This is a genomic window from Streptomyces sp. NPDC033174 (assembly GCF_055577795.1).
Genome location: NZ_JBVIPQ010000002.1, coordinates 653,501 through 679,967, shown reverse-complemented (window position 1 = coordinate 679,967; position 26,467 = coordinate 653,501). Strand labels below are relative to the sequence as shown.

The window sequence follows — 26,467 nt, the reverse complement described above, 5'->3', positions numbered from 1 at the left end:
GCAGCGTAGACCTCAGGGGCCCCGGTCAGGACATGGGGCCGGGGCGGGAGCCGGGCAAGCCATGGTAGTTTCGTTCCATCGAAGCGGCCGTTGTATGCTGCTTCGGTTGCCCGATGAAAGTCGGGCCATTCCCCCGGCACTGCCACTTCAGTCACTTCGATCTGATTCCGGCACGCCGGATTTCACTGTAAGTGCACCTGAAGTCTTTGGAGTGACCCGTGGCTGCCAACTGCGACGTCTGCGGCAAGGGGCCGGGCTTCGGCAACAACATTTCGCACTCGCACCGCCGTACGTCTCGTCGCTGGAACCCGAACATCCAGCGTGTGCGTGCCGTGGTCGGTCGGACGCCGAAGCGGCTCAACGTCTGCACCTCGTGCATCAAGGCCGGCAAGGTCTCGCGCTAACCGCGACGTTCCGTCGTAGCGCAGCCTCTGCGGTTGCCTTGAAAAGCCGGTCCACCTCGGTGGACCGGCTTTTTGCCGTACCTACGACCGCCATCTCCACGCGTGGTCGACCGGGCCGATGCCGCCGCCCAGGGCGAACCCCGCCGCGATCGCGCCCGTCACGTACTCCTTGGCCGCCGTCACCGCTTCCGGGACCGTGAGCCCCTTCGCCAGCCCCGCCGCGATCGCCGAGGCGAGCGTGCAGCCGGTGCCGTGCGTGTGCCGGTTGTCGAGCCGCGGGGCCCGCAGCCAGTGCTCCTCGGTGCCGTCCGTGAGCAGGTCCACGGCCTCGGCTCCGGTGGGCAGATGGCCGCCCTTGATCAGCGCCCAGCGCGGCCCGTACGAAAGGACCGCCTCGGCGGCCACCCTGAGGTCGCCCTCGTCCACCACCCGGACACCGGTGAGCTGAGCCACCTCGTCCAGGTTGGGTGTGGCCACGGTCGCGGCCGGCAGCAGCTTCGTCCGCACGGAATCGAGCGCGGACGCCGCGAGGAGGGCGTCCCCGTGCTTGGAGACGCCCACCGGGTCCACGACCGCCGGGGCGTCGGTGGCGGCGAGCAGTTCGGCCACCGCCTCGACGAGGGCGGCCGACGCCAGCATGCCGGTCTTCACCGCCTGGACGCCGATGTCGTCGACGACGCTGCGGTACTGGGCCCGTACGGCCTCCACCGGGAGTTCCCACGCGCCCTGGACACCCAGGGAGTTCTGCGCGGTGACGGCGGTGATCACGCTCATGCCGTGGGTGCCGAGCGCGAGCATGGTCTTCAGGTCGGCCTGGACGCCCGCCCCGCCGCCGGAGTCGGATCCGGCGACGGTCAGGACCCGGGGAGGCACCCGGGACGGCGTACGGGAGGTCATTCGTCTTCCCCGAAGTGGTCCCATCCGCCCGTGCTGGTCCAGGGCGCACCGTCCACGGTCACCTGGGGCAGCGCCGACGGGTTGAGCACCTCGCCGATGACCTTCCAGCGGGCGGGAAGCTTCACGTCCGGCGGGAAGGTCGCGACGATCGCGTGGTCCTCTCCCCCGGTCAGGACCCACTGCAACGGGTCGACGCCCACGGCCTGCCCGATGTCGTTCATCTGGGTGGGGATGTCGATCGCGCCGGATCGCAGGTCGATGCGGACCTTGCTGGCCTCCGCGATGTGGCCGAGGTCGGCGATCAGGCCGTCGCTCACGTCGCACATGGCGGTGGCGCCGAGCCCGGCGGCCGCGGGGCCCGCGTGGTACGGCGGCTCGGGCCGCCGGTGCGCCTCGACGAAGGCGCGGGGCGAGCGGAAGCCGCGGGACAGCACCGCGTAGCCGGCCGCGGACCAGCCGAGCCAGCCGGTGTAGGCGACGACGTCGCCTGGCTGTGCGCCGCCGCGGGTGACCGGGTCGTTGTTGCGCAGGTCCCCGAGGGCGGTGATGGCGACGGTGATGGTGTCGCCGCGTACGACATCGCCGCCGACCACGGCCGCGCCGGCGACCTGGCATTCGTCGCGCAGGCCGTCCATGAGCTCGGTGGGCCAGGTGACGGGGAGTTCGGCCGGGACGACGAGGCCGAGCAGCAGCGCGGTCGGTACGGCTCCCATCGCGGCGATGTCGGCGAGGTTCTGCGCCGCTGCCTTGCGGCCGACGTCGTACGCCGTGGACCAGTCGCGGCGGAAGTGACGTCCTTCCAGGAGGATGTCCGTGCTGGCCACCACGCGCCGGTCGGGCGCGGACACGACCGCGGCGTCGTCGCCGGGCCCGATCCGTACCGCCGGGGTGGTGGTGAGCCGCGAGGTGAGCTCCCTGATGAGCCCGAACTCCCCCAACTCGCCGACTGTGCCCTTCACCGAGTCTCACCTCTTGTCGTCGTGCCGGCCGGTCCGAGTGGTCGGCCGGTCCTGATCCGCCCGGTGGAACCGGGCTCCCCCTCGTATCCCCGTGTCCCGTGCGCCCCAAGGGTCGCGCGGTCGCGGGCCGTCGCCGCCGTGGGTACGGTCGAAGCGACCGTCAACTTCTGTCGTACGTACGCCACGCTGCGGGCGCCTCCTGGCGCGCGGGTCTCCCCGTGGCCCGCGGCGACGCGGTACCGTGGCGTCCCTTTCTCTCCCCACAAGATCCTCGTGGCCGCCCTGGAGGTTCCGTGGTACAGGCGTACATCCTCATCCAGACCGAGGTGGGCAAGGCGTCGACCGTCGCCGACACCATCTCCAAGATCCCGGGGGTGATCCAGGCAGAGGACGTGACGGGCCCCTACGACGTGATCGTGCGCGCGCAGGCGGACACGGTCGACGAGCTGGGCCGCATGGTGGTCGCCAAGGTCCAGCAGGTGGACGGCATCACGCGAACGCTGACCTGCCCGGTCGTGCATCTGTAGCCCCCGTCTACCCTTGGCCGGTGTTCTCTTCCCACCGGCTCGTCCGCGTGCCCCTCGCCGTCGCCGCTCTGCTGCTGGCCGCTTCGGGATGCTCCTCCACGGACGCGAAGGCGTCGGTCCCGGTTCCCAGCCCGCCGGCGGAGGAGGCCGCCTTCTGCAGCGCGCTGCACAAGGAGCTTCCCAGGACCGTGGCGGGGCTGGACCGGAGCGATCCGGAGCCGGAGTCCGAGTTCACCGCCGGATGGGGGGACGCGGCGATCGTACTGCGCTGCGGCGTCCCGCGACCCGCGAAGATGAGCGATCCCCAGTCCCAGGCGGTCGAGGCGGACGGCGTCAACTGGCTGCTGGAGCAGCGGGAGGGCGACGGGCCCCGTTTCACGACGACCTATCGCAAGGCGTATGTCGAGGTGACGCTGGGCGAGCGATACGCGCACGACGTCGGCCCGTTGGTGGATCTCGCCGCCGCGGTGAAGAAGACGGTTCCCGACAGCCTCGGGGCCCCGGCCTCCTGACCGGGGCCCCTCAGGCGTCCTTCAGCGCAGGCCCGTGGGGCGGCGCAGTGCGGCCTGGATCAGCCGGTCGACCAGCTCGGGGTAGCTGACGCCGCTCTCCTGCCACATCCGCGGGTACATGGAGATCGGCGTGAAGCCGGGCATCGTGTTGATCTCGTTGATCACGAACTCGCCCTCCTCGGTGAGGAAGAAGTCCGCGCGGACCAGGCCCTCGCAGGACGCCGCCTCGAACGCGGCGACGGCGAGCCGCTGCACCTCGGCCGTCGCCTCGTCACCGAGGGGCGCGGGGACGATCCCGGACGCCGAGTCGATGTACTTGGCCTCGAAGTCGTAGAAGTCGTGGTCCGTGACGGGCGGGATCTCGGCGGGCACGCTGGCGCGCGGTCCGTCCTCGAACTCCAGCACACCGCACTCGATCTCGCGGCCGCGCAGCAGCGACTCGACCAGGATCTTGGGGTCGTGGCGCCGCGCCTCCTCGATCGCCTCGTCGAGCCCGGCGAGGTCGTCGACCTTGGTGATGCCCATGGAGGACCCGCCGCGGGCGGGCTTCACGAAGAGCGGCCAGCCGTGGTCGGCGGCGAACTCCACGATCTTCTTGCGTGCGGTGGCCGGGTTCTGCTCCCACTCACGGGGGCGGATGACCACGTAGGGGCCGACGGGCAGGCCGAAGGAGACGAAGACGCGCTTCATGTACTCCTTGTCCTGGCCGACCGCCGAGGCGAGCACGCCCGCGCCGACGTAGGGGACTCCGGAGAGCTCCAGCAGGCCCTGGAGGGTGCCGTCCTCGCCATAGGGGCCGTGCAGCATCGGGAAGACGACGTCGACGTCGCCGAGCGCTCGGGGGACGGCTCCTGGCTCGCTGTAGACGACGTCGCGGCGGGCGGGGTCGACGGGCAGGACGACGCCGCCCTCCGCGGACTCGGCGAGGTCGTCGACGCTCGGCAGGGTGCGGCCGGTGATGGCCATCCGCTCCGGGTCGTCTGCGGTCAGCGCCCAGCGGCCGTCGGTGGTGATGCCGATGGGCAGCACGTCGTACTTGGTGCGGTCGATGGCGCGCAGGACGGCACCGGCCGTGACGACGGAGATGGCGTGCTCGGAGCTGCGTCCGCCGAAGACGACGGCCACGCGCGGCTTACGCCCGGGGCTGGTGGGGATGTTCTCGCTGCTCATATCGGCTTGAGACTACCCGCTCGGGGGGCGGACGGGGATTCCCGCGCCGCCCCCGGTACGGCTTGTTCCGCTTCTTCCCCTTGTTCCGCTTCCGGCCGGGCGGCCCGGCGGAGGGAGACCCGGGACCCAGCCCGACACGAGCCGAAGGACAGGCCCTAGTGGCGCTCGGCCTTGGCGCTGCGCCCCATCAGCTCCTTGAGGGCCACCACCGGGGGCTTGCCCTCGTGGACGATGTCGACGACGGTCTCCGTGATGGGCATGTCGACGCCGTGGCGGCGGGCCAGATCGCTCACGGATTCACAGGACTTGACGCCCTCGGCGGTCTGCTTGGTGACCGCGATGGTCTCCTGCAGGGTCATGCCCCTGCCCAGGTTGGTGCCGAAGGTGTGGTTGCGGGAGAGCGGCGAGGAGCAGGTCGCGACGAGGTCGCCGAGACCGGCGAGGCCGGAGAAGGTCAGGGGGTCGGCGCCCATCGCGAGGCCGAGCCGGGTGGTTTCGGCGAGGCCGCGGGTGATGAGGGAGCCCTTGGCGTTGTCGCCGAGGCCCATGCCGTCCGCGATGCCGACGGCGAGACCGATGACGTTCTTGACCGCGCCGCCGAGTTCGCAGCCGACGACATCGGTGTTGGTGTACGGCCGGAAGTACGGGGTGTGGCACGCGGCCTGGAGACGCTGGGCGACCGCTTCGTCGCTGCAGGCGACGACGGCGGCGGCGGGCATGCGGCTGGCGATCTCCTTGGCGAGATTGGGTCCGGTGACGACGGCGACACGGTCCGGCGTGACGTCGGCGACCTCCTGGATCACCTCGCTCATCCGCTTGGCGGTGCCGAGTTCGACGCCCTTCATCAGGGAGACGAGGACGGTGCCGGGGGCCAGCGCGGGCACCCAGGCGCCGAGGTTGGCGCGCAGCGTCTGGGACGGCACGGCGAGCACGGTGAAGTCGGCGTCGCGCGCGGCCTCGGAGGGATCCGTGGTGGCGCGCAGGTTCGGCGGGAGTTCGATGCCCGGCAGATAGTCGGGGTTGGTGCGGGTGGTGTTGATGGCCTCGGCGAGTTCGGGGCGGCGGCCCCAGAGGGTGACCTCGCAGCCCGCGTCGGCGAGGACCATGCCGAAGGCGGTGCCCCACGAGCCCGATCCGAAGACGGCTGCCTTGACGGGTCGTGTCACTTCATTCCCTCTTCCGCGGCCTTGCGCCGCTGCTGCGCCCGCGCCTTGCGGTGGTCGTACGGCTCGTGGGGGGCCTTCTCGCCCCGTACGCCCTCCAGCTGCGCGGTGATCGCGGCCATGATGACCTCGGTGGCCTCGCGCAGTACGTCGGGCGTGGGTTCCCGGTCGTAGAACCGGGAGAGGTCGACGGGCGGCCCGGCCTGCACGATCAGCGTCTTGCGCGGGAACAGGCTGAGCTTGTTCTCCCTCGCGTACGGCGGCATGGCCAGGTTGGCGCCCCACTGGGCGACCGGGATGACGGGGGCCTTGGTGAGCAGGGCGACGCGGGCGGCGCCGGTCTTGCCGGCCATCGGCCACATCGCGGGATCCCGGGTGAGCGTGCCCTCGGGGTAGAAGGCGACGCATTCACCCTTCTCGATGGCGGCGACGGCGGCGCGGAAGGCGTCCAGCGCGTTGGTGGTCTCGCGGTAGACGGGAATCTGTCCGGTGCCGCGGAGCATCATGCCGACGAACGCACCCTTGAAGAGGGCGGCCTTTGCCAGAAAGCGCGGTACGCGTCCGGTGTTGTACTGCCAGTGCGCGTAGGACAGCGGGTCCAGGTACGAGTTGTGGTTGACCGCGGTGATGAATCCGCCGTCGGCCGGAATGTGCTCCATTCCCCGCCAGTCCCGCTTGAACAGAACCACCAGCGGCGGTTTTGCGATGACCGCCGCAAGGCGGTACCAGAAGCCGATTCTGCGGCGGGACACTCGGACACCTTCCTCTGGAACTGGCCTGCCGGGGGTCAAGTGTCGCCCCAGGCTCCTGGTCTGTCGAGAACACCGTACGCCCCGCCTCCGGGCCCGGCCGTCCGGGTTGTGGCGCCTCCGGGCCACAATGGGCCGCGATGAACACGGATCCGGACGACGGCTGGTCCCTGGTCGTGCCGCTGAAGCCCCTCGCGCTGGCGAAGAGCAGGCTCGCCGAGGCCGCGGGCGCGCTGCTTCGGCCGCGTCTCGCGCTGGCTTTCGCGCAGGACACGGTGGCGGCGGCGCTCTCCTGTCCGCGCGTGCGGGATGTGGCGGTCGTCACGGACGATCCTGCGGCGTCGGCGGCGCTGGTCGCGCTGGGGGCGCGGATCGTGCCCGACTCCCCGGCCGCCGGTCTCAACGCGGCGCTCGCGCACGGGGCGCGCGCTGTACGGGAGAGGAGGCCGGGCTCCCGGGTGGCGGCGCTCAATGCCGATCTTCCCGCGCTGCGGCCCGCGGAACTGACCCGTGTCCTCGACGCCGCCGGGCAATTTCCTAGGTCTTTTCTGGCGGATGCCGCCGAAATCGGCACAACATTCCTCTCGGCGGCTCCGGACATGGAATTGCGGCCCGCATTCGGCGGCGCTTCCCGGCATCGGCATTTGTCCTCGGGCGCGGTGGAAATCCGGCTTGCCCGGGTGGATTCCGTCCGCCGGGACGTGGACACCGGGGAGGATCTGGCCAGGGCGCTGGAGCTCGGTGTCGGTCCCTGGACGGCGGCCCGCTGGCAGCGCGCGGCCGGATAGGCTGCCGTTCATGCAGGCGACCGCGTACACGTACGACTCCGAATCCCGCAGCGGAAGTGTGCTGCTCGACGACGGCACTCCCGTGGACTTCGGTGCCGAGGCCTTCGACGCAGGCGGCCTGCGGCTGCTGCGGCCGGGGCAGCGGGTCCGTATCGAGACCGAGGGCGAGGGCGCGGCGCTGCGCATCACGCTGGTGACGCTGCAGACCTTCTGAGACCGGAAACGCCGCGGGCCGGGCTCCCCCGAGGGGAGCCCGGCCCGGCGTGTGAGTGGCCCTATGACCTTGTGCCGCTTACTTCTTGCGTGCGGTGGTCTTCTTGGCGGTGGTCGTGCGCGAGGTGGTCTTCTTCGCGGGTGCCTTCTTCGCCGTGGCCTTCTTCGCCGGGGCGGTCTTCTTGGCGGTGGTCTTCTTGGCAGCGCCGGCGGCGGTCTTCTTCGCCGGGGTCGCCTTGGCGGTCGTCGTCTTCTTCGCCGCCGTCGTGGTCTTCTTGGCGGTGGTCTTCTTCGCCGTGGCCGTGGTCTTCTTCGCGGCCGGCGTGGTCTTCTTCGCCGCCGTCTTCTTCGCGGCCGCAGCGGAGGTCTTCTTGGCGGCGGCCTTCTTGCCGGCGGCCTTGGAGATGGTGGGGGGCGGGCCCGAAAGGCTGCCCTTGGGGGCCTTCTTGACGGAGACCTCGCCGCCCTTGGGCAGCTTCTTCGTGCCGCTCACCAGGTCCTTGAAGCCCTGTCCCGCGCGGAAGCGGGGGACGGAGGTCTTCTTGACCCGGACGCGCTCACCGGTCTGCGGGTTGCGGGCGTACCGCGCCGGACGGTCGACCTTCTCGAACGAGCCGAACCCGGTGACCGAGACCCGGTCGCCGGAGACGGTGGCACGGACGATCGCGTCGAGTACCGCGTCGACAGCATCCGCGGCCTGCTGACGGCCGCCGAGCTTGTCGGCAATCGCTTCTACGAGCTGCGCCTTGTTCACGTCTTCCCCTTCGGAGACATTGCCAGAACGAAAGTGTTCAAGCTTTTTCGCACGTTAGGCAGATATATACCGCAAATCAAACACGAAACGGTCTAATCACCCTAGTGCCGCAACGATGAGAGCGCGTTGCGGAGTTCCGGGTGTCAGTCGCCTTCAGGGAATCGGCCCTCGTCGAGGTCCTTCATCAACCGGTCCAGACGCGTGGCCGCGTCCTCGAGATCGTGCTTCGCCGCTGCCGTCACGACCAGCAGCTTCCGGGACAGCGCCATCCTTACGCCCTCCGGGACTTGCAGTGAGCGCACTCTTGTGTGCGCTTCCTTCAATCGGGCGGCGACTGCCTCGTAGAGCTCGAGTTGGCTGTCGCGTTCCATGCACCGATTGTGCCATCTAGGGCGAGTTGTCGCCCGACGGGGTCTCAACAAGCGACTGCGCCCCCCACCGGGCGGTGGGGGGCGCAGTCGTGGAAAAGCGCTGCTCAGGCCGTAATTGTACGAGGCTTGAAGGCCGGTCGGGAGGCCTCGTAAGCCGCGATGTCGGCTTCGTTCTGAAGGGTGAGACTGATGTCGTCCAGCCCGTTCAGCAGTCGCCAGCGGGCGTTCTCGTCCAGCTCGAAGTCCGCGTCGATTCCGGCGGCCAGCACCTTGCGGCGCTCCAAGTCGACGGTGATCTCGGCCGTCGGGTCGGCGTCGGTCAGCTCCCAGAGCGCGTCGACGACTTCCTGCTCCAGCACGACGGTGAGCAGCCCGTTCTTCAGCGAGTTGCCACGGAAGATGTCGGCGAAGCGGGAGGAGATGACGGTCTTGAAGCCGTAGTTCTGCAGCGCCCAGACGGCGTGCTCGCGGGACGAGCCGGTGCCGAAGTCGGGGCCGGCGACCAGCACCGTGGCGCCCTGCCGCTCGGGGCGGTTGAGCACGAAGTCGGCGTCCTTGCGCCAGGCCTCGAAGAGGCCGTCCTCGAACCCGTCGCGGGTGACCTTCTTGAGCCAGTGGGCGGGGATGATCTGGTCGGTGTCGACGTTGCTGCGGCGCAGCGGAACGGCCCGGCCGGTGTGCGTGGTGAAAGCTTCCATGGTTCCTCAGACCCCCGCGGGCGTAGAGACGTCGGACAGATCGGCCGGGGAGGCCAGATGGCCCAGTACCGCGGTGGCGGCGGCGACCTGGGGCGAGACCAGGTGGGTGCGGCCACCCTTGCCCTGGCGGCCCTCGAAGTTGCGGTTGGAGGTGGACGCGGAACGCTCACCGGGCGCCAGTTGGTCGGGGTTCATTCCCAGGCACATCGAGCAGCCCGCGTGCCGCCATTCGGCGCCGGCCTCCTTGAAGACCTTGTCCAGACCCTCCTCGACGGCCTGCAGGGCCACGCGGACCGAGCCGGGGACCACCAGCATCCGTACGCCGTCGGCGACTTTGCGGCCTTCGATGATGCCGGCCACCGCACGCAGGTCCTCGATCCGGCCGTTGGTGCAGGAGCCTACGAAGACGGTGTCGACCTTGATGTCGCGCAGCGGCTGGCCGGCGGCCAACCCCATGTATTCCAGGGCCTTTTCGGCGGCGTTGCGCTCCGAAGCGTCTTCGTACGAAGCCGGGTCGGGGACCGAGGCGGACAGCGGCGCGCCCTGGCCGGGGTTGGTGCCCCAGGTGACGAACGGCGCCAGCGAGGCGGCGTCGATGACGACCTCGGCGTCGAAGACCGCGTCGTCGTCGGAGCGCAGCGTCTTCCAGTACGCGACGGCGGCGTCCCAGTCCTCGCCCTCGGGGGCGTGGGCGCGGCCCTTCAGATAGGCGAAGGTCGTCTCGTCGGGGGCGATCATGCCCGCGCGGGCGCCGGCCTCGATCGACATGTTGCAGATGGTCATCCGGGCCTCCATCGAGAGCTTCTCGATGGCGGATCCGCGGTACTCCAGGATGTAGCCCTGGCCGCCGCCGGTGCCGATCTTGGCGATGATCGCCAGGATCAGGTCCTTGGCGGTCACGTCCTCGGGCAGCTCGCCGTCGACGGTGATGGCCATGGTCTTGGGGCGGGCCAGCGGCAGGGTCTGGGTGGCCAGGACGTGCTCGACCTGGCTGGTGCCGATACCGAAGGCCAGGGCGCCGAAAGCGCCGTGGGTGGAGGTGTGCGAGTCACCGCAGACGACGGTGGTGCCGGGCTGGGTCAGACCCAGCTGCGGTCCCACGACGTGGACGACACCCTGCTCGACGTCGCCCAGCGGGTGCAGCCGCACGCCGAAGTCGGCGCAGTTCTTGCGCAGCGTCTCCAACTGCGCCCGGGAAACCGGGTCCGCGATCGGCTTGTCGATGTCGATCGTGGGGGTGTTGTGGTCCTCGGTCGCGATGGTGAGGTCGAGGCGCCGCACGTGGCGGCCGTTCTGGCGGAGGCCGTCGAAGGCCTGCGGGCTGGTCACCTCGTGCAGCAGGTGCAGATCGATGAAGAGGAGATCGGGCTCGCCCTCGGCGCGCCGGACGACATGGTCGTCCCAGACCTTCTCCGCGAGTGTCCTACCCATCGCTTTCCCTCCGGCCGACGTCTACGCCGGCACAACTAGAGACCCGTTTCGCGGGCCGTTGTGCGGCCGCTCCTCCAGGGTCGCAAGTTACCGGCGAAATTGAACTTGCGTTTCACAGAGTGAGACGCGAGTATCGTTGCATGGACAACTCTAGCGGCGTCGGCGTTCTCGACAAGGCAGCTCTGGTATTGAGCGCACTGGAGTCCGGTCCGGCCACCCTCGCCGGGCTGGTCGCGGCGACAGGGCTCGCACGACCCACGGCACATCGCCTTGCCGTGGCACTGGAACACCACCGGATGGTGGCGAGGGACATGCAGGGCCGGTTCATCCTCGGACCGCGGCTGGCGGAGCTCGCCGCCGCGGCCGGTGAGGACCGCCTGCTGGCCACGGCGGGACCGGTACTGACCCACCTCCGTGATGTGACCGGCGAGAGCGCGCAGCTCTACCGGCGCCAGGGCGACATGCGCATCTGCGTCGCCGCGGCGGAGCGACTGTCCGGACTGCGGGACACCGTGCCGGTCGGCTCCACCCTCACGATGAAGGCCGGCTCCTCGGCGCAGATCCTGATGGCCTGGGAGGAGCCCGAGCGGCTCCACCGCGGTCTTCAGGGTGCCCGCTTCACGGCGACGGCCCTGTCGGGCGTACGGCGCCGCGGCTGGGCCCAGTCGATCGGCGAGCGGGAGCCGGGCGTCGCGTCCGTCTCGGCGCCCGTACGCGGCCCGTCCAACCGCGTGGTGGCCGCCGTGTCGGTGTCGGGCCCGATCGAGCGCCTGACCCGCCACCCGGGCCGTATGCACGCCCAAGCGGTGATCGACGCGGCCGCCCGCCTCTCCGAGGCGCTGCGCCGCAACGGCTGACCGTCCGCCGTCACTCCTTCCCCCTCCGGGTCACCGCTTCAACGCCGCAGCGGTGGGCCGGAGTTGGGCTCACGACGAACAACGAAAACGAGGAAGCCCTCCCCTGCTGGGGAGGGCTTCCTCGTACGTGTACCCCCGACCGGATTCGAACCGGCGCTACCGCCTTGAGAGGGCGGCGTGCTAGGCCGCTACACAACGGGGGCCTTGCAGATGAGCTCTGCGAGCTGGCCTACCAGGACTCGAACCTAGAATGACGGTACCAGAAACCGTAGTGTTGCCAATTACACCATAGGCCATGGTGGTTTAGACCAATATTGGTTTGAACCAGTACCCCCGACCGGATTCGAACCGGCGCTACCGCCTTGAGAGGGCGGCGTGCTAGGCCGCTACACAACGGGGGCCCTAGCGATCCCACCCGGCACATGAAGTGCCGGGTGATGTCACCGCATGATCACCGGGTGCGACCCTGGTGTTCCGCAGGATGGATCTGTACCCCCGACCGGATTCGAACCGGCGCTACTGCCTTGAGAGGGCAGCGTGCTAGGCCGCTACACAACGGGGGCGTTGCAGATGAGCTCTGCGAGCTGGCCTACCAGGACTCGAACCTAGACTAACTGAACCAGAATCAGTCGTGCTGCCAATTACACCATAGGCCACCAAAACGCAACCCCCGGTGGGGGTTTTTGTTCGGGTTGTGCGCTTCGGATTCTGGGATGGTCTCCCGCTTCCCTCGGCGCAGGAAGAACATTACCCGAAGGTGTCCGGCGCTCCAAAACGGGTTCCCGGCCAGAGCAGGCCGGGAAGCTGCTCCAGGCCCGTGATGCTGGTCAGCTCGGGACGGCCGCCGAGGCCGGCCCGGTCCAGCCAGATTCCGGTGAGGCCCGCCTCGACCGCTCCGCGCGCGTCGATGTCGGGCTGGTCGCCGACGTAGGCGACCTCGTGCGGCTCCAGGGACAGCGCCGCGCAGGCGGCGCGGAAGGCCTCCGCGGCCGGCTTGGCGACGCCCAGCTCGGCGGCGCACAGGACGACCTCGAACCGGTCCCAGACCCCCAGGGTGCGGAGCTTGCGCTCCTGGTTGAGCAGGGACGAATTGGAGAGCACCGCATGGCGGTAGCCGTCGAGGAGGTCCAGCGCGGGCACCGCGTCCGGGAAGAGCTCCCAGGCGGACTCGTAGTGCGCGAGGTACCGGGTGAACCAGTCGTCGGCCTCGCCGTCGCTCAGCCCGGGCGCGGCCAGGAAGTCGCGCACGCGATCGCGCCGCTGCTCCTCGAAGAGGACGCCGCCGGCCTCGAAGCGCCGCCAGTGGACGACGGTGAGCTCCTTCCAGCGGACGAGCGCCTCCTCGGCGGTGCCGTACCGCGCCAGCAGGCCCTCGGCGGCGAGATGGGCGCGCATCCCCGTGGTGTCGGCGCGGGCGTAGTCGAAGAGGGTGTCGTCGATGTCCCACAGGACCGCTCTGATGGCCATGCCTACGACCGTACGCGAAACCGCGGCGCTTATCCGGAATAAGGCATTCCTATTGGAATCCGGAGCTCCACTTCATTCGTGTTGACTTACTGACTCGTCATCCGCCTACACTCCGTCCGCCACTCTGGCGATCAAGGTTCCTGGAGGAATTCGTGACCAACATTCGGCGCGCCATGGCCGTCGCACTTCCCGCTGCGGCCGCCCTGGCCTTCAGCGTCAGCCCGGCCCAGGCCTCGGTCGGCATTTACTGCACCGGGGACGCCAGCTGCGGAACCTTCTGGTACAACACCGGCCAGAACGGCTCGCGTACGACTTTCACCGGTACCGGCGGTATCAACGGCAGCGTCAAGGACCTCGCGGGCTACACGTTCCTGGGCGACGGAGCCGGTAAGGGTTCGCCGGTCAAGAATGGCGCTGCCTCTTTCTACAACGGCAGTGGCGCCCCCACCACGATCTTCTACAACAGCGGCTGGAACGGCCCGTGTGACACCATCGCGGCGTACACCGTCGCCAACCAGCTGGTGAACACGTACAACGAGAACGCCTCGTTCGCCTTCGGCGCGTCCGGTTCGAACTGCTACAAGTTCAACTGACGGGTAGCCGTTCCCTCTTTGCACGTCAGCCCCGCGTGAAGGCCACGGCCCACGCGGGGCTCCGCAGTGGAAGCAGCCTGATGAGACGTTTGGTGACACCCGCGCTGGCCCTGTTCGCCCTGGTCGGATGCACGGCGCAGGGACCGCAGGGGGACGGCGGGCAGCCGCCCGGGGCGGGCCGCGCCAAGGAATCCGCCGCATCCGAGCGGGACTACACTTCGCGGCTGCCCATCGCCGCGTACAGCTACACCAACGCCGAGTACGCGTCCATCGAAGCGGCCGAGAACCTGCTGGCGAGTACGTGCATGGAGCGATATTCGCTGGCCTACAAGCCGCCGAAGCCGTCCGCCGCGCCGCCGGTCGCAGATCGCAGGTACGGCTTGTCGGAGGAAAGCAGCGCCCTTCGTTTTGGCTACCATCTGGATTCCTCCGGCGCCCCGCCCCGGCGTATGCAGCTCGGCAAGGACGAGCGCACTGTGCTGTTCGGGAGGCAAGGGGCCGAAGGGAAGTCCGGACCCCTTGAATACCGGGGAATGAAGATTCCGGAAGACGGATGCATCGGACAGGCCAAGAATAAGCTTGGCAAGGACTACGCCTATCCGGAAGGCGCCGGGACGGCGAGCAGGATATCGGCGCTGAGCTATCAGAAATCGATGCTTGTGCCCGAAGTGCAGACCGTCTTCAAGAAGTGGTCGGCCTGCATGAAGAAAAGCGGGTTCGCCTACGGCTCCCCGCGGGACCCGTTCAACGTGAAGAACTTCAGCGAAGGTCCGCTGACGGCGCAGGAAAAGGCGACCGCCAAGGCCGACGTCGCCTGCAAGCGAAGCACCGGTCTGCTGGACGTGTGGTTCACCGCGGAGTCGGGAGTCCAGAAGGCGATGATCGCCAAGGACGCCGCGGCGCTGCGGAAGCTCCGGGATCTGCACCATAAGAAGGTCGCGGCGGCCCGGAGGATCCTCGCCGGGGGATGAGTCCCCCGCCCCCGCGCGGAACGCGAAGGCCCGGCCCCTCTCGGGGACCGGGCCTCGTCGGCGTACCGGACCGACTAGCCGGCCAGCTTCGCCAGCGCCGCGTCGATGCGGGCCAGGGTCTTCTCCTTGCCCAGGATCTCCAGGGACTCGAAGAGCGGCAGGCCGACCGTGCGGCCGGTGACCGCGACGCGGACCGGGGCCTGGGCCTTGCCGAGCTTCAGGCCGTGCTCCTCGCCGGCGGCCAGGACCGCGTTCTTGAGGGACTCGGGGTCGTTCCAGTCCGCGGACTCCAGCTTGGCGCGGGCGGTGGTGAGCAGCGCGGCCGGCTCGCCCTTCATCGCCTTGTCCCACGAGGGCTGGTCGAAGACCGGCTCGGGCAGGAAGAGGAAGTCGACGTTGGCGGTGATGTCCGAGAGGACGGTGACCCGGGTCTGGGCGTGCGGGGCGATCGCCTCCCAGGCCGTCCGGTCGAAGTCCTCCGGGGCCCAGTTGGCTTGCGGGGCGCGGAGCCAGGGCTCGCACGCCTCGGTGAAGGCCTTCACGTCGAGGCGGCGGATGTGGTCCGCGTTGATCGACTCGGCCTTCTTGAGGTCGAAGCGGGCCGGGTTGGCGTTGACGTCGGCGATGTCGAACTTCGACACCATCTCCTCGATGGTGAAGAGGTCCTGGTCGGCCGAGAAGGACCAGCCGAGGAGCGAGAGGTAGTTCAGCAGGCCCTCGGGGAGGAAGCCGCGCTCGCGGTAGATGTTGAGGGAGGCCTGCGGGTCGCGCTTGGAGAGCTTCTTGTTGCCCTCGCCCATCACGTACGGCAGATGACCGAAGGACGGGATCTCCTTGGCGATGCCCAGCTCGATCAGCGCCTTGTAGAGCGCGATCTGGCGCGGGGTGGAGGAGAGGAGGTCCTCGCCGCGCAGGACGTGCGTGATCTCCATCAGCGCGTCGTCGACCGGGTTGACGAGGGTGTACAGCGGGGCGCCGTTGGCGCGGACGATGCCGTAGTCCGGGACGTTGTCCGGGGTGAAGGTGAGCTCGCCGCGGACCAGGTCGGTGAAGGTGATCGGCTCGTCGGGCATACGGAAGCGGACGATGGCCTCGCGGCCCTCGGACTTGTACCGCTCGATGCGCTCGGCGCTGAGGTTGCGGCAGGTGCCGTCGTAACCCGAGGGCTTGCCGGCCAGGCGGGCGGCGTCGCGCCGGGCCTCCAGCTCGACGGCGGTGCAGAAGCACTCGTAGGCGTAGCCGCCGACCATCAGCTTCTCGGCGACGTCCTTGTACAGGTCCATCCGCTGGGACTGGCGGTACGGGGCGTGGGGGCCGCCGACCTCGGGGCCCTCGTCCCAGTCGAGGCCGAGCCAGCGCAGCGAGTCGAGGAGCTGGTTGTACGACTCCTCGGAGTCGCGGGCCGCGTCGGTGTCCTCGATCCGGAAGACCATGGTGCCCTGGTTGTGCCGGGCGAAGGCCCAGTTGAAGAGGGCGGTGCGGACCAGGCCCACGTGGGGGTTGCCGGTCGGGGAGGGACAGAAACGGACGCGGATGTTCGCGTTAGCCACGCTTGATCACCTTGTTGGTGAGAGTGCCGATGCCTTCGATGGTGACGGCGACCTCGTCGCCGACGTTGAGGGGGCCGACCCCGGCGGGGGTGCCGGTGAGGATGACGTCTCCGGGGAGCAGCGTCATGGCCTCGGTGATGTGGACGACCAGGTCCTCGATGGAGCGGATCATGTCGCTCGTACGACCCAGCTGGCGCTGTTCCCCGTTGACCGTGGCCTGGATGGTGAGGTCGGCCGGGTCGAGGTCGGTCTCCACCCAGGGGCCCAGCGGGCAGGAGGTGTCGAAGCCCTTGGCCCGCGCCCACTGCTTCTCGCGCTGCTGGGCGTCGCGGGCGGTGACGTCATTGGCGCAGGTGTAGCCGAAGATGACGTCCTTGACGCGCTCGCGCGGGACCTCGCGGCACATGCGGCCGATGACGACGGCCAGTTCCGCCTCGTGGTGCAGTTCGCTGGAGAAGGACGGGTACTCGATCGCGTCGCCGGAGCCGATCACCGAGGTGGTGGGCTTGAAGAAGGCGACGGGGACCTCGGGCACCTCGTTCCCGAGCTCTGCCGCGTGCTCCGCGTAGTTGCGGCCGATGGCCACGACCTTGTTGGGGAGCACGGGCGGCAGGAGGCGGACCTTGCTCAGCGGGACCTTGGTGCCGGAGAGTTCGAAGTCGCCGTACGGGATGCCCTTGATGATGTCGAGGACGAGGCTGTCGGGGCTTTCGCCCTCGACCGCGCCGAAGGCGACATTGCCGTCGATGGAGAACCTGGCGATGCGCACGAGTGCTGTCGCCCCTCACTTACTGGCTGGCTGGAGTCTGACGCTCCAGGCTAACGCCCGAGGGGCGGCCCGCCTCGCGCTTTACGGTGCGACGGGGGCGTCGATCAGTATGGTGCGGCGCGGGTTGGCGGTCTGGGCGGGAAGCTCGTCGGCGTGCTCGGGGCGCGCGCCCCGCTCCAGCTGCTCGGCGTCCTCCAGGTGCGCCAGCGTGGTGCGGCGCGGGTTGGCTATGTTGCGGAGCAGCATCGTCGTCTTCATCGCTGGTGTCAGACCTTGTCGTGAGAGGCGCGTTTGTAAAGCGCCAGGCTAAACATTCAATTCCCTTCGAATGCATGGAAGACGCAACGATCTACGTGTGAGTTTGCTCACCAACTGGTGGGCAAACCGGGCAATACGGATAGTCGCCCACGGGCCCGGAATCGGACATTGCATAGCCGAAGCCATCATTCCGCTCCTGATCATGGCGACTGGGACACCACCGTCCCCTCGATGACTCGTAGGGATACGTCCGATTCCTCCGAAAACGCGCTCCACATGGCGTGACGCGATGTTCACGGGGTGTTATGCCGGTGGTGGTCCGGGACACGGCCCTTGTTGGAGATCCGGCACTGTGCTGGAATTCCACGCACCGCCGCGGGTTTCAGGCCGGCGCGCAGGTGGCGCAACGCAGCGCCGAGTGAGCGGCGGGGAAGGGGGATCTGCGCCGGTCACTGACGACCACCATGGGGCGCGCGCCCGCGCTCCACGACGCCGACACCGTCCATTCCGTTTACGCGGAGGACGCCTGGTCCAGAGGTTGCGACGCTAGTGCAGGGACGTTTCAAGAGGGATGGCAGCGCTGCGGCGGAACAGGAGCCGCGCGGCGGGACCGACCGCGGCTCCTCGGCCCAGCACACCCAGAACCAGGGTCAGGGACCGGCGGCCGGCGAGAATTCGGACCGCCCCTCGGGCGCGACGAAGGCCGGCGCGGCCGAGCCCACCGCGCCCCCGAAGCCCCGTGGTCCGTCCGAGACCGGTTCGCGAATAGCGCTGCGCAACTGGCGCATCAGCACGCGTCTGGTCTCCCTGCTGACGCTCCCCGTGGTCGCCGCGACCACCCTGGGCGGCATCCGCATCAACGACTCCTTGAACGACATGCAGCAGCTGGAGCACATGCAGCTGCTGACGAAGATGACCAAGGAGGCGACGCAGCTCGCGCAGGCGCTCCAGACGGAGCGCGACCTCTCCGCGGGTCCGCTGTCGCACGGCGCCACGCCGTCGGACTACAGCGTCTCCACGCCGCGCGACAAGACGGACAAGGCTCAGCGGGCGTTCCTCGACGCCACCGAGGAGATCGGTGACGCCCAGGGCGACGAGGCCCTGCAGTCCATCCGCGCCAACGCCAGCCAGATCGCCACGCAGGTCGTCACCCTGGGCGAGATCCGTCAGAACGCGTACAAGAAGAACATCTCGAACTCGCAGACCGTCGAGGCGTACAGCCGGCTGATCGACTCGCTGCTGAGCCTCTCGCAGGACATGGCGCAGGCGACCAGCAACCCGGAGATGATCAAGCGGACCCGTGCGCTGGCCGCGTTCTCGGCCGCCAAGGAGTACGCCTCCATCCAGCAGGCGATCATCGCCGCCGCGCTGCCGAAGAGCCCCACCGACGGGCAGGGCAACCTCCAGCTCCAGGACCGCCTCTACGCGGCCGCCGCGCGCTCCAGCGAGAAGGCGCAGCTGGGTGCCTTCAACGCCACGTACGAGAGCATGGGCGGCAACCCCACCGAGCTCCTGGCCTCGCTGAACAGCAGCAACCCGACGATCGACTCGGCGGACAAGTACGCCGACCGGGTGCTGAGCAGCCCCAAGGGTCTGGCCGACCGGGAGCCCCGCGGTTACCTGGACTGGACCGACGAGTACAGCACCAAGATCCAGGCCATGAACCGGATCGAGACCCACCTGCTGGGCCAGATGGACAGCAAGGCCCGTGAGCTGCGGGCCGAGTCGCAGCGCGACGCGATCATCAACGGTGCGCTGATCCTCTTCGTCCTCGGCGTCTCGCTCGTCGGCGCCTTCGTCGTGGCCCGGTCCATGATCCGCTCGCTGCGCCGCCTCCAGGACACCGCCACCAAGGTCGCCCAGGACCGGCTGCCCGAGCTCGTCAAGCAGCTCTCCGAGGCCGACCCGCAGGACGTCGACACCTCGGTGGAGTCCGTCGGTGTGCACTCCCGGGACGAGATCGGCCAGGTGGCCGCGGCCTTCGACGACGTGCACCGCGAGGCGGTCCGCCTCGCCGCCGAGCAGGCCCTGCTCCGGGGCAACGTCAACGCGATGTTCACCAACCTCTCGCGTCGCTCCCAGGGCCTCATCCAGCGTCAGCTCTCGCTCATCTCCGAGCTGGAGTCCCGCGAGGCGGACCCGGACCAGCTGTCCTCCCTCTTCAAGCTGGACCACCTCGCGACCCGTATGCGCCGGAACGGCGAGAACCTCCTCGTCCTCGCGGGCGAGGAGCCCGGCCGCCGCTGGACCCGCCCCGTGCCCCTGGTCGACGTGCTGCGTGCCGCCGCCTCCGAGGTGGAGCAGTACGAGCGCATCGAGCTGGCCTCCGTCCCGGCGACCGAGGTCGCCGGCCGTGTGGTCAACGACCTCGTGCACCTGCTCGCCGAGCTGCTGGAGAACGCGACGTCGTTCTCCTCGCCGCAGACCAAGGTCCGGGTGACCGGTCACGCGCTGCCCGACGGACGTGTCCTCGTCGAGATCCACGACACCGGCATCGGCCTCTCCCCCGAGGACCTCGCCGCGATCAACGAGCGGCTCGCGTCGCCGCCCACCGTGGACGTCTCGGTCTCCCGCCGCATGGGTCTGTTCGTGGTCGGCCGCCTGTCCCTGCGACACGGCATCAGGATCCAGCTGCGCCCGTCGGACTCCGGCGGCACCACCGCGCTCGTCATGCTGCCCGTCGACGTCGCCCACGGCGGCAAGAAGCCCCCGGCCATGCCGGGTGCGGGCGGTGCCCAGGCCGGTGGACCGCAGGGCGGCCCGTCGGCTCCCGGCGGACGTCTGCCGGGCGGTCCCGGTGCGGCCGGTGGCGGCCGTCCCGGTCTGCCGGGCGGCCCCGGTGGCGCCGGCGGTCCCGGCGGAGCTCCCTCCGGCGGTCTGCTCGGTGCCGGCGCCGGTGCGCCGCGCGGTCAGGTCGGCTCGGGCAACGGGCCGCGTGCCGCGCTGCCCGGCCGTGACGGCGGCGGACGCCCCGGCGGCGGACCGCAGGGCAGCCCCCAGTCCGGTCCCGCGCAGGACCCCCAGCGTCAGGGCGCCGGTGTGGCCGGTGGCTTCGGCGGCGGCGCGCAGGGCGGTGGGCAGGGCGGCATCCCGACGCGCAACGACGTCTGGCAGAACCAGAACCAGAACCAGCCCACCAACCAGTCGGGCAACCAGGCCGGTAACCAGGGTGGTCAGCCCGGCCCCGCCGGGCAGGGCCGTCCCTCCCGCGACCAGGGCTCCCGCCCGGGCCAGAACGGCTTCCAGCAGTCCGCTCCCGGCCAGGGCGACCGCGGCCGCCAGCAGCCGCTTCCGCCGGCCGGTCCGCGCGCCGAACTGCCCGGCGGACCGTCGGGACAGCAGCGCCCGCAGACCACCAGCTGGGGTTCCGACCAGCCGGTGGCACCCCGTCGGCAGCAGGCGCAGCCCCGCCCGGTCCAGCCGCAGAACATGACGCCGCTGGACGCGCCGCGCGGTCACGAGGACCCCGACCTCGGCGCCACCGGCCAGTTCCCCCGGCCGGACCTGCACACCCCCCGCCCGGCTCCCCCGTACCCGAACCAGCCGCAGCAGCAGGGTCAGCAGGACCCCGCGGCCACGGCCCAGTTCCCGCGTCCGGACTTCAACAGCCCGCAGCTGCCCGGCCCGGGTCAGGCCCCGGCGCCGCGTCAGCGCGGCCGCGACAGCGCCGACTTCGGTGCGCCGCGTCCGCCGGCCGGCAACCCGGGCCCGCAGTCCCAGCCCGAGGCCCTGCCTCCGGCGTCCGGCGCCGGTGACGGGCGTACGCCGCTGTACGACACGCTGGAGACCAACTGGTTCCACGGTCAGGGCGGCGGCGAGTCGGCGGCCGAACAGACCATGCGTACGCCGGTCGTTCCGCAGCCCAAGGCGGAGCGTCCCTCGGCTCCCGCGCAGCGGCGGCCCGCCCCCGAGGCGGCCAACCCCAGCACCGCCGCATGGCGCAGTTCACCCAATGACGAGCTGGTGCGCCAGGCCGAGCGGGTCCGCAAGCCCGCGGCCGGCGGCATCACCACCTCCGGACTGCCCAAGCGTGTGCCCCGCGCCAACCTCGTGCCGGGCACCGCACAGGAGCAGCCCAACACGGCCGGGCCGCAGGTCTCACGTGCACCCGATGACGTACGCGGCCGTCTGACCAATCTCCGCCGGGGCATCCAACAGGGTCGCCAGGCGGGGAACTCGACCACGGGCAGCTTCAATCCGGGCCCCAGTCACCAGCAGGAGCGATAGTTGAGCCCGATGAGCCAGGCCGCGCAGAACCTGAACTGGTTGATCACCAACTTCGTGGACAACACCCCAGGGGTGTCCCACACAGTGGTGGTCTCCGCCGATGGTCTGCTGCTCGCCATGTCCGAGGGTTTCCCCCGGGACCGCGCCGACCAGTTGGCCGCCGTCGCCTCCGGGCTGACCTCGCTGACCGCGGGTGCCTCCCGGATCTTCGAGGGCGGTCCGGTCACCCAGACCGTCGTGGAGATGGAGCGCGGCTTCCTCTTCCTCATGTCCGTCTCCGACGGATCCTCGCTCGCCGTACTGGCGCACCCCGAGTGCGACATCGGCCTCGTCGGGTACGAGATGGCGCTCCTGGTCGACCGCGCCGGCAGCGTCCTCACCCCGGATCTCCGAGCGGAGCTCCAGGGAACCCTGCTCCACTAGTACGCCGCAGGAACCTGCTTCATTCGGCGGTGCGCCCCTCCGCACCGCCTCCGCCCCACTGACCGTACGGCCGCCCCACGGCCCCCCACCGGCCCTCTCAGACGGCACGAAGAAGATCTTGCTGTCACGCCCGGAGGATTCATGACCCCGCCACCCGCCTCTCACGATCCGTACGGCGTCTCGCTCGACGCGTCGTACGGAAATGAGGGCGACCAGCCGCTGGTCCGCCCGTACGCGATGACCGGCGGCCGGACCCGGCCGCGTTACCAGCTCGCCATCGAGGCGCTGGTCAGCACCACGGCCGACCCGGCCCACCTCGGGACGCTGCTTCCCGAGCACCAGCGGATCTGCCACCTCTGCCGTGAGGTGAAGTCCGTGGCCGAGGTGTCGGCGCTGTTGTCGATGCCCCTCGGTGTGGCCCGGATCCTCGTCGCCGACCTGGCGGAGGCGGGCATGGTGGCGATCCACCAGCCGGGGAACGGAGAGGCCGGCGGCACGCCGGATGTGACGCTGCTCGAAAGGGTGCTCAGTGGACTTCGGAAGATCTAGCGGCGGCGCTGCCCGGTCGACCACCAGCGCGAAGATCGTGGTGGCCGGCGGCTTCGGCGTGGGCAAGACGACGTTCGTCGGCGCCGTCTCGGAGATCAACCCGCTGCGTACCGAGGCCGTGATGACCTCGGCGTCGGCGGGAATCGACGATCTGACGCACACCGGGGACAAGACCACCACCACGGTGGCGATGGACTTCGGCCGTATCACGCTGGACCAGGACCTGATCCTCTACCTGTTCGGTACGCCGGGTCAGGACCGCTTCTGGTTCATGTGGGACGACCTGGTCCGCGGCGCCATCGGCGCCGTCGTCCTCGTCGACACGCGCCGGCTGGCCGACTGCTTCCCGGCGGTGGACTACTTCGAGAACTCCGGTCTGCCGTTCGTCATCGCCCTCAACGGCTTCGACGGGCATCAGCCGTACGGTCCCGACGAGGTGCGCGAGGCGCTGCAGATCGGTCCCGACGCGCCGATCATCACCACCGATGCCCGGCATCGCGGGGACGCGAAGAGCGCGCTGATCACGCTGGTCGAGCACGCTCTGATGGCCCGTCTGAAATAGTGGCCGATTTACGTCAGTTGTCGTAGTTCCAGAGTGACGCCAGGGGAGCGGGCTGTGTCGTTTGACACGGTCCGCCCCTGCGTTCATAACGTTTCGACAGAGAATTGAGTGCGGTCGGACACCCGACGCATCCGAGTCGTACCGCTGCGCTCACATGAGCCCCGCCTTTTGGCGGGGCTCGCTCTTTATGCCCGTTTTATCTGCGGTCTGGACCACTTGAAATGGCCATTTCCTGCTGTTTGGAACGGGGCCGCTTCACGTGCTGCAATTCGATGAACTCCCGAGTAGTACGGCCCTGAACGAAAAACGGCACAACGTAGGTGCCGACGCCGAGAGGTTGTTGGTCGAGTGAGGCGAAGCAAGGAAAGCTCCGCGGAGCAGCAGGCGCGGGGCAACTTCACCCCGCCGCCGCGCACAGCGGTGCAGCCTGCGGACGCGCCCGGAGCATCCGAGGCCGGCGGCACCGGCAGCTCCAGCAAGCTGTCGCCGCGCAACTGGCGGGTGCCCACCCGTCTGAACGCGATCCTCCTCATACCCGTGCTGGTCGGCCTCGTGATGGGCGGCTTCCAGGTCAAGGGTGCGATCGACACCTGGCGCGAGGCGCAGAACGCCGAGAAGACGGCGCTGATCGTGCGCGCCGCCTCGGAGTACGGCCAGGCCCTGCTCAACGAGCGCGACCTCACCGCCGCGCCGCTGCTCGCCGCCAAGACCGACGAGGACCGCAAGAGCGCCGACGTCCTCAAGGCCTACGCGGCCACCGAGGCCGCCAAGAAGAAGTTCGACCTGGCCGTGCAGGACATGCCCGACGGGCAGGGTCTCGAGCGCCGTCTTGAGCTCTTCAGGGACGCCGAGCCCCTGCTCGGCAGCCCGGAGGACGAAAAGACCCTTCGGGGTCAGGCCTTTACCAGGGCGACCGACCCGGTGAAGACCGAAGAGGGCTACGTCAAGGTCCAGCACTCGCTGATGGAGTTCGCCAACGAGCTGGGTCTCGGCACCGGCAACATCACCAGCTACGGCCGTACCGTCTACGCCATCCAGCTCGCCAAGGCCGCCGCGTCGCTCCAGCGCTCCATCGGTATGCACCTGCTGGTCCGGCCGAGCAAGGACGATGCCGTCTTCGCCCAGCAGTCCGTCGCCTTCAATTCGTACAACTACCTGGAGCAGATCGCCCTCGGCGAGTACCAGTCCGGTGGTACGGAGGCCGACACCGCGCGGCTCAAGGAAGTCATGAAGGGCAAGGCCGTCGAGGGCGGCAAGAGGCTCCAGGCCGCCGGTCTGAACCCGCCGCAGGACGCCCAGGGCTCCGTCTTCGGGGGCATGGCCGCCGCGATCGGTCAGACCAAGGACGCCGAGGGCATCAAGGACCTGCGCAAGCAGGACGTCACGCCCCAGACGTGGATGGGCGCGGCGACCGCCAAGTTCGACGGTTACTCCGAGGTCGAGGCCGAGCTCGTCACCAAGGCGGTGAACGAGGCCGCCGAGATCTCCGACGACGCCAAGACCGACGCCATCGTCAACGGCCTCATCGTCGTCATCGCGCTGCTCGCCGCCTTCATCCTCGCCGGAATGATGGCCCGCCAGATGAGCCGCTCGATGCGCCAGCTGCGCACCGCCGCCTTCAGCATCGCCGAGCAGCGCCTGCCGATGCTGGTCGACCAGCTGTCCCGGACCGAGCCCGGCCGCGTCGACACCCGTGTGCAGCCCATCCCGATCGACTCCCAGGACGAGATCGGCGAGGTCGCCCGCGCCTTCGACCAGGTTCACCGCGAGGCCGTGCGGCTCGCCGCCGAGCAGGCCATGCTGCGGGGCAACGTCAACGCGATCTTCACCAACCTCTCGCGCCGCAACCAGTCGCTGATCGAGGGCCAGCTCACGCTGATCACCGACCTCGAGAACAACGAGGCCGACCCCGACCAGCTGGAGAACCTCTTCAAGCTGGACCACCTGGCGACCCGTATGCGCCGCAACGGCGAGAACCTCCTGGTCCTCGCCGGCGAGGAGCCCGGCCGCCGCTGGAACCAGCCGGTGCCGCTGGTGGACGTGCTCCGCGCCGCCTCCTCCGAGGTGGAGTCCTACGAGCGCATCGAGCTCACCGGCGTCCCGGAGAGCGAGATCCACGGCCAGGCCGTGACCGACCTCGTGCACCTGCTGGCCGAGCTCCTCGAGAACGCCACCACCTTCTCCTCCCCGCAGACGAAGGTCCGGGTCACCGCGACCCGTCTGCCGGACGGCCGGGTCATGGTCGAGATCCACGACAAGGGCATCGGCCTCACCGCCGAGGACTTCGCGGACATCAACCACAAGCTGGCCAACCCGCCGACCGTGGACGCCGCCGTCTCGCAGCGCATGGGCCTGTTCGTGGTCGGCCGGCTGGCCGACCGGCACGGCATCCGCGTGCAGCTGCGCCCCTCCGGCGAGCAGGCCGGTACGACGTCGCTCGTCATGCTCCCGGACGCCATCACCCACGGTGGCGGTGGCGAGCCGCTGCCCGAGGACGACTTCACGGTCTCGCAGATCATCCCGGAGCAGCAGGTCTTCGAGCCCGCGCCGCAGCAGAACGCCCCGATGCGGACCGCCGCCGAGCTCGGCTTCGACGACTCGCGCTACGAGGAGCAGGGCGGCGAGCGCCAGCTCGACCCGGTCGGCCGTTCGCTGCAGCGCGAGGAGCGGCGTGCGGCCCTGGAGGAGCGTGCGCAGGGCGGTGACCGTCCGCTGTACCACGACGAGCTCGACCAGGATCAGCAGTCGTACGTCCAGCAGCAGCACGAGCAGGACTACGGCCAGGAGTACGCGCAGCACGACCAGTCCCAGGGCGCGTACGACCAGGGTGGCTACCAGCAGACCGGCTACGACCAGTACCCCGCCGAGGAGTACCGGAACGACGAGTACCGGAATGGCGAGTACCAGACCGGCGAGTACCCCGCTGGCGGCTACGCGGAGACCCCGTATGCGGAAGCTCCGTACCAGGGCCAGGAGGCCCAACAGCCGCAGTACGACTCCTCGTTCGACGCACACTCCCACCAGGGCGAGTGGGATGGACAGGGTTCGTACCAGGGTGGCTACGAGCCGGAGTACCGGACGGAATCGGAATCTGTTCCGGGCGCTCCCGCTCACGCTCCGGAGCGCGTAGGCTTCGACCGTCCGGGTCCCACCCCGAGCAACAGCCACGCGCTGACCGACGCCGGTCTTCCGCGTCGCGGCAGCTCCGCGCAGACCCCGCAGGCCCCGCAGCAGCAGGCGCCGCAGGCGAAGCCGGCGCAGCAGCCCGAGGCGGTCCGGTCGGACCGGCAGAACGAGGCGGACGGCTCCGAGGCATGGCGCTCGACGAACGACGAGCGCTGGCAGCGGGCCGAGAAGCTCAAGGAGCCGAAGGCGGGCGGGGTCACCCCCTCCGGTCTTCCGCGACGGGTTCCCAAGGCCAATCTGGTCGAGGGCACGGCGGAGCAGACCCCGCAGGGCGGCCCCCAGGTCTCCCGCGCCCCGGAGGACGTACGGGGCAGGCTGAGCAACCTGCGCCGCGGCGTCCAGCAGGGACGCAACGCGGGAACGGACACGAACGGATCGGGCCTCGGCCCGGGTAGTACCTACAACCAGGAGCGTTAGTG

The 26,467-nt window shown here is 69.7% G+C and carries 26 protein-coding genes and 5 tRNA genes; 13 read left to right on the top strand and 18 right to left on the bottom strand.

Annotated features, from left to right (window positions below):
• Positions 1-218 precede the first annotated feature (218 nt).
• A complete protein-coding gene (gene rpmB / locus ACZ5VC_RS09370; RefSeq protein WP_003957616.1) occupies positions 219-404 on the top strand; it encodes a 50S ribosomal protein L28 in 186 nt (61 codons plus the stop codon).
• 81 nt (positions 405-485) lie between these two features.
• On the opposite strand, the gene thiD is transcribed toward rpmB, so the two are convergent.
• A complete protein-coding gene (gene thiD / locus ACZ5VC_RS09365) occupies positions 486-1,301 on the bottom strand; it encodes a bifunctional hydroxymethylpyrimidine kinase/phosphomethylpyrimidine kinase (protein WP_469119458.1) in 816 nt (271 codons plus the stop codon).
• Positions 1,298-2,260 carry a thiamine-phosphate kinase gene (locus ACZ5VC_RS09360; RefSeq protein ID WP_469119457.1) on the bottom strand — a complete coding sequence of 321 codons (963 nt, stop codon included), beginning with the start codon at positions 2,258-2,260 and terminating at the stop codon, positions 1,298-1,300. Before ACZ5VC_RS09360 ends, thiD begins: the two co-directional genes overlap by 4 nt.
• Positions 2,261-2,553: 293 nt before the next feature.
• Here ACZ5VC_RS09360 and ACZ5VC_RS09355 point away from each other — a divergent pair, with 293 nt between their 5' ends.
• Positions 2,554-2,787: an Lrp/AsnC family transcriptional regulator gene (locus tag ACZ5VC_RS09355; protein ID WP_017947604.1), complete on the top strand. Its 234-nt coding sequence runs from the start codon at positions 2,554-2,556 to the stop codon at positions 2,785-2,787.
• 20 nt (positions 2,788-2,807) lie between these two features.
• The gene (locus tag ACZ5VC_RS09350) at positions 2,808-3,299 is read left to right on the top strand and encodes a DUF3515 domain-containing protein (RefSeq protein WP_469119456.1); all 492 of its coding nucleotides are present in this window, start codon (positions 2,808-2,810) and stop codon (positions 3,297-3,299) included.
• A gap of 21 nt (positions 3,300-3,320) precedes the next feature.
• Here the strand turns inward: ACZ5VC_RS09350 and ACZ5VC_RS09345 are convergent, their stop codons facing one another.
• The 3 genes from ACZ5VC_RS09345 to ACZ5VC_RS09335 form a co-directional block, all read right to left on the bottom strand.
• Positions 3,321-4,469 carry a D-alanine--D-alanine ligase family protein gene (locus tag ACZ5VC_RS09345; RefSeq protein WP_469119455.1) on the bottom strand — a complete coding sequence of 383 codons (1,149 nt, stop codon included), beginning with the start codon at positions 4,467-4,469 and terminating at the stop codon, positions 3,321-3,323.
• Positions 4,470-4,624: 155 nt separating this feature from the next.
• Positions 4,625-5,635 (bottom strand): NAD(P)H-dependent glycerol-3-phosphate dehydrogenase, encoded by a 1,011-nt coding sequence (locus tag ACZ5VC_RS09340; RefSeq protein ID WP_469119454.1) that lies wholly within the window; start codon positions 5,633-5,635, stop codon positions 4,625-4,627.
• A complete protein-coding gene (locus ACZ5VC_RS09335; protein ID WP_468706616.1) occupies positions 5,632-6,384 on the bottom strand; it encodes a lysophospholipid acyltransferase family protein in 753 nt (250 codons plus the stop codon). The genes ACZ5VC_RS09340 and ACZ5VC_RS09335 overlap by 4 nt, the downstream gene beginning before the upstream one ends.
• Before the next feature lie 137 nt (positions 6,385-6,521).
• On the opposite strand from ACZ5VC_RS09335, the gene cofC reads away from it, so the two are divergent.
• Positions 6,522-7,169 (top strand): 2-phospho-L-lactate guanylyltransferase, encoded by a 648-nt coding sequence (gene cofC / locus ACZ5VC_RS09330; RefSeq protein WP_469119453.1) that lies wholly within the window; start codon positions 6,522-6,524, stop codon positions 7,167-7,169.
• Between the two features lie 10 nt (positions 7,170-7,179).
• On the top strand, positions 7,180-7,383 hold the full coding sequence (locus ACZ5VC_RS09325) for a hypothetical protein (protein WP_468706621.1): 204 nt from the start codon (positions 7,180-7,182) through the stop codon (positions 7,381-7,383).
• Between the two features lie 78 nt (positions 7,384-7,461).
• Here the strand turns inward: ACZ5VC_RS09325 and ACZ5VC_RS09320 are convergent, their stop codons facing one another.
• The 4 genes from ACZ5VC_RS09320 to leuC form a co-directional block, all read right to left on the bottom strand.
• Entirely contained in the window at positions 7,462-8,136 is a 675-nt protein-coding gene (locus ACZ5VC_RS09320) for an HU family DNA-binding protein (RefSeq protein WP_469119452.1), read from the bottom strand.
• Between the two features lie 143 nt (positions 8,137-8,279).
• A complete protein-coding gene (locus ACZ5VC_RS09315; RefSeq protein WP_468706625.1) occupies positions 8,280-8,507 on the bottom strand; it encodes an SCO5555 family protein in 228 nt (75 codons plus the stop codon).
• A gap of 104 nt (positions 8,508-8,611) precedes the next feature.
• Entirely contained in the window at positions 8,612-9,205 is a 594-nt protein-coding gene (gene leuD / locus ACZ5VC_RS09310) for a 3-isopropylmalate dehydratase small subunit (RefSeq protein WP_469119451.1), read from the bottom strand.
• A 6-nt stretch (positions 9,206-9,211) separates the two neighbouring features.
• Positions 9,212-10,636, bottom strand: coding sequence for a 3-isopropylmalate dehydratase large subunit (leuC, locus tag ACZ5VC_RS09305; protein WP_469119450.1), 1,425 nt, complete (start codon positions 10,634-10,636; stop codon positions 9,212-9,214).
• Between the two features lie 140 nt (positions 10,637-10,776).
• Here leuC and ndgR point away from each other — a divergent pair, with 140 nt between their 5' ends.
• Positions 10,777-11,493, top strand: a complete 717-nt coding sequence (gene ndgR, locus ACZ5VC_RS09300; protein ID WP_005311436.1) for an IclR family transcriptional regulator NdgR — start codon at positions 10,777-10,779, stop codon at positions 11,491-11,493.
• Positions 11,494-11,623: 130 nt separating this feature from the next.
• On the opposite strand, the gene ACZ5VC_RS09295 is transcribed toward ndgR, so the two are convergent.
• From ACZ5VC_RS09295 to ACZ5VC_RS09270, 6 genes are all read right to left on the bottom strand, one after another.
• Positions 11,624-11,696 (bottom strand) — tRNA-Glu (locus ACZ5VC_RS09295).
• A 21-nt stretch (positions 11,697-11,717) separates the two neighbouring features.
• Positions 11,718-11,789 (bottom strand) — tRNA-Gln (locus ACZ5VC_RS09290).
• A 32-nt stretch (positions 11,790-11,821) separates the two neighbouring features.
• A tRNA-Glu gene (locus ACZ5VC_RS09285) sits at positions 11,822-11,894 on the bottom strand.
• 89 nt (positions 11,895-11,983) lie between these two features.
• Positions 11,984-12,056: transfer RNA gene (locus ACZ5VC_RS09280), tRNA-Glu, on the bottom strand.
• A gap of 21 nt (positions 12,057-12,077) precedes the next feature.
• Positions 12,078-12,149: transfer RNA gene (locus tag ACZ5VC_RS09275), tRNA-Gln, on the bottom strand.
• A 91-nt stretch (positions 12,150-12,240) separates the two neighbouring features.
• A complete protein-coding gene (locus ACZ5VC_RS09270; protein ID WP_469119449.1) occupies positions 12,241-12,960 on the bottom strand; it encodes an HAD family hydrolase in 720 nt (239 codons plus the stop codon).
• 152 nt (positions 12,961-13,112) lie between these two features.
• Between ACZ5VC_RS09270 and ACZ5VC_RS09265 the strand changes: the two genes are divergently transcribed.
• Complete coding sequence (locus ACZ5VC_RS09265; protein WP_469119448.1) at positions 13,113-13,553, top strand: peptidase inhibitor family I36 protein; 441 nt, start codon at positions 13,113-13,115, stop codon at positions 13,551-13,553.
• A gap of 92 nt (positions 13,554-13,645) precedes the next feature.
• Complete coding sequence (locus tag ACZ5VC_RS09260) at positions 13,646-14,524, top strand: hypothetical protein (protein ID WP_469119447.1); 879 nt, start codon at positions 13,646-13,648, stop codon at positions 14,522-14,524.
• Between the two features lie 74 nt (positions 14,525-14,598).
• Here the strand turns inward: ACZ5VC_RS09260 and gltX are convergent, their stop codons facing one another.
• The 3 genes from gltX to ACZ5VC_RS09245 all read right to left on the bottom strand — a co-directional run bounded on the left by gltX (position 14,599) and on the right by ACZ5VC_RS09245 (position 17,101).
• Positions 14,599-16,074 carry a glutamate--tRNA ligase gene (gltX, locus tag ACZ5VC_RS09255; RefSeq protein ID WP_469119446.1) on the bottom strand — a complete coding sequence of 492 codons (1,476 nt, stop codon included), beginning with the start codon at positions 16,072-16,074 and terminating at the stop codon, positions 14,599-14,601.
• A complete protein-coding gene (locus ACZ5VC_RS09250) occupies positions 16,067-16,843 on the bottom strand; it encodes a fumarylacetoacetate hydrolase family protein (protein ID WP_469119445.1) in 777 nt (258 codons plus the stop codon). Before ACZ5VC_RS09250 ends, gltX begins: the two co-directional genes overlap by 8 nt.
• Before the next feature lie 81 nt (positions 16,844-16,924).
• Positions 16,925-17,101: a hypothetical protein gene (locus tag ACZ5VC_RS09245; RefSeq protein ID WP_469119444.1), complete on the bottom strand. Its 177-nt coding sequence runs from the start codon at positions 17,099-17,101 to the stop codon at positions 16,925-16,927.
• 549 nt (positions 17,102-17,650) lie between these two features.
• Between ACZ5VC_RS09245 and ACZ5VC_RS09240 the strand changes: the two genes are divergently transcribed.
• The 5 genes from ACZ5VC_RS09240 to ACZ5VC_RS09220 all read left to right on the top strand — a co-directional run bounded on the left by ACZ5VC_RS09240 (position 17,651) and on the right by ACZ5VC_RS09220 (position 26,465).
• Positions 17,651-21,328: a sensor histidine kinase gene (locus tag ACZ5VC_RS09240; protein ID WP_469119443.1), complete on the top strand. Its 3,678-nt coding sequence runs from the start codon at positions 17,651-17,653 to the stop codon at positions 21,326-21,328.
• Positions 21,329-21,337: 9 nt separating this feature from the next.
• On the top strand, positions 21,338-21,751 hold the full coding sequence (locus ACZ5VC_RS09235) for a roadblock/LC7 domain-containing protein (RefSeq protein ID WP_468707380.1): 414 nt from the start codon (positions 21,338-21,340) through the stop codon (positions 21,749-21,751).
• A gap of 141 nt (positions 21,752-21,892) precedes the next feature.
• Positions 21,893-22,300, top strand: coding sequence for a DUF742 domain-containing protein (locus ACZ5VC_RS09230; protein WP_469119442.1), 408 nt, complete (start codon positions 21,893-21,895; stop codon positions 22,298-22,300).
• Positions 22,281-22,862, top strand: coding sequence for a GTP-binding protein (locus ACZ5VC_RS09225; protein ID WP_468706657.1), 582 nt, complete (start codon positions 22,281-22,283; stop codon positions 22,860-22,862). The genes ACZ5VC_RS09230 and ACZ5VC_RS09225 overlap by 20 nt, the downstream gene beginning before the upstream one ends.
• Before the next feature lie 348 nt (positions 22,863-23,210).
• The gene (locus ACZ5VC_RS09220; protein ID WP_469119441.1) at positions 23,211-26,465 is read left to right on the top strand and encodes a sensor histidine kinase; all 3,255 of its coding nucleotides are present in this window, start codon (positions 23,211-23,213) and stop codon (positions 26,463-26,465) included.
• The last annotated feature ends 2 nt before the right edge of the window (positions 26,466-26,467 follow it).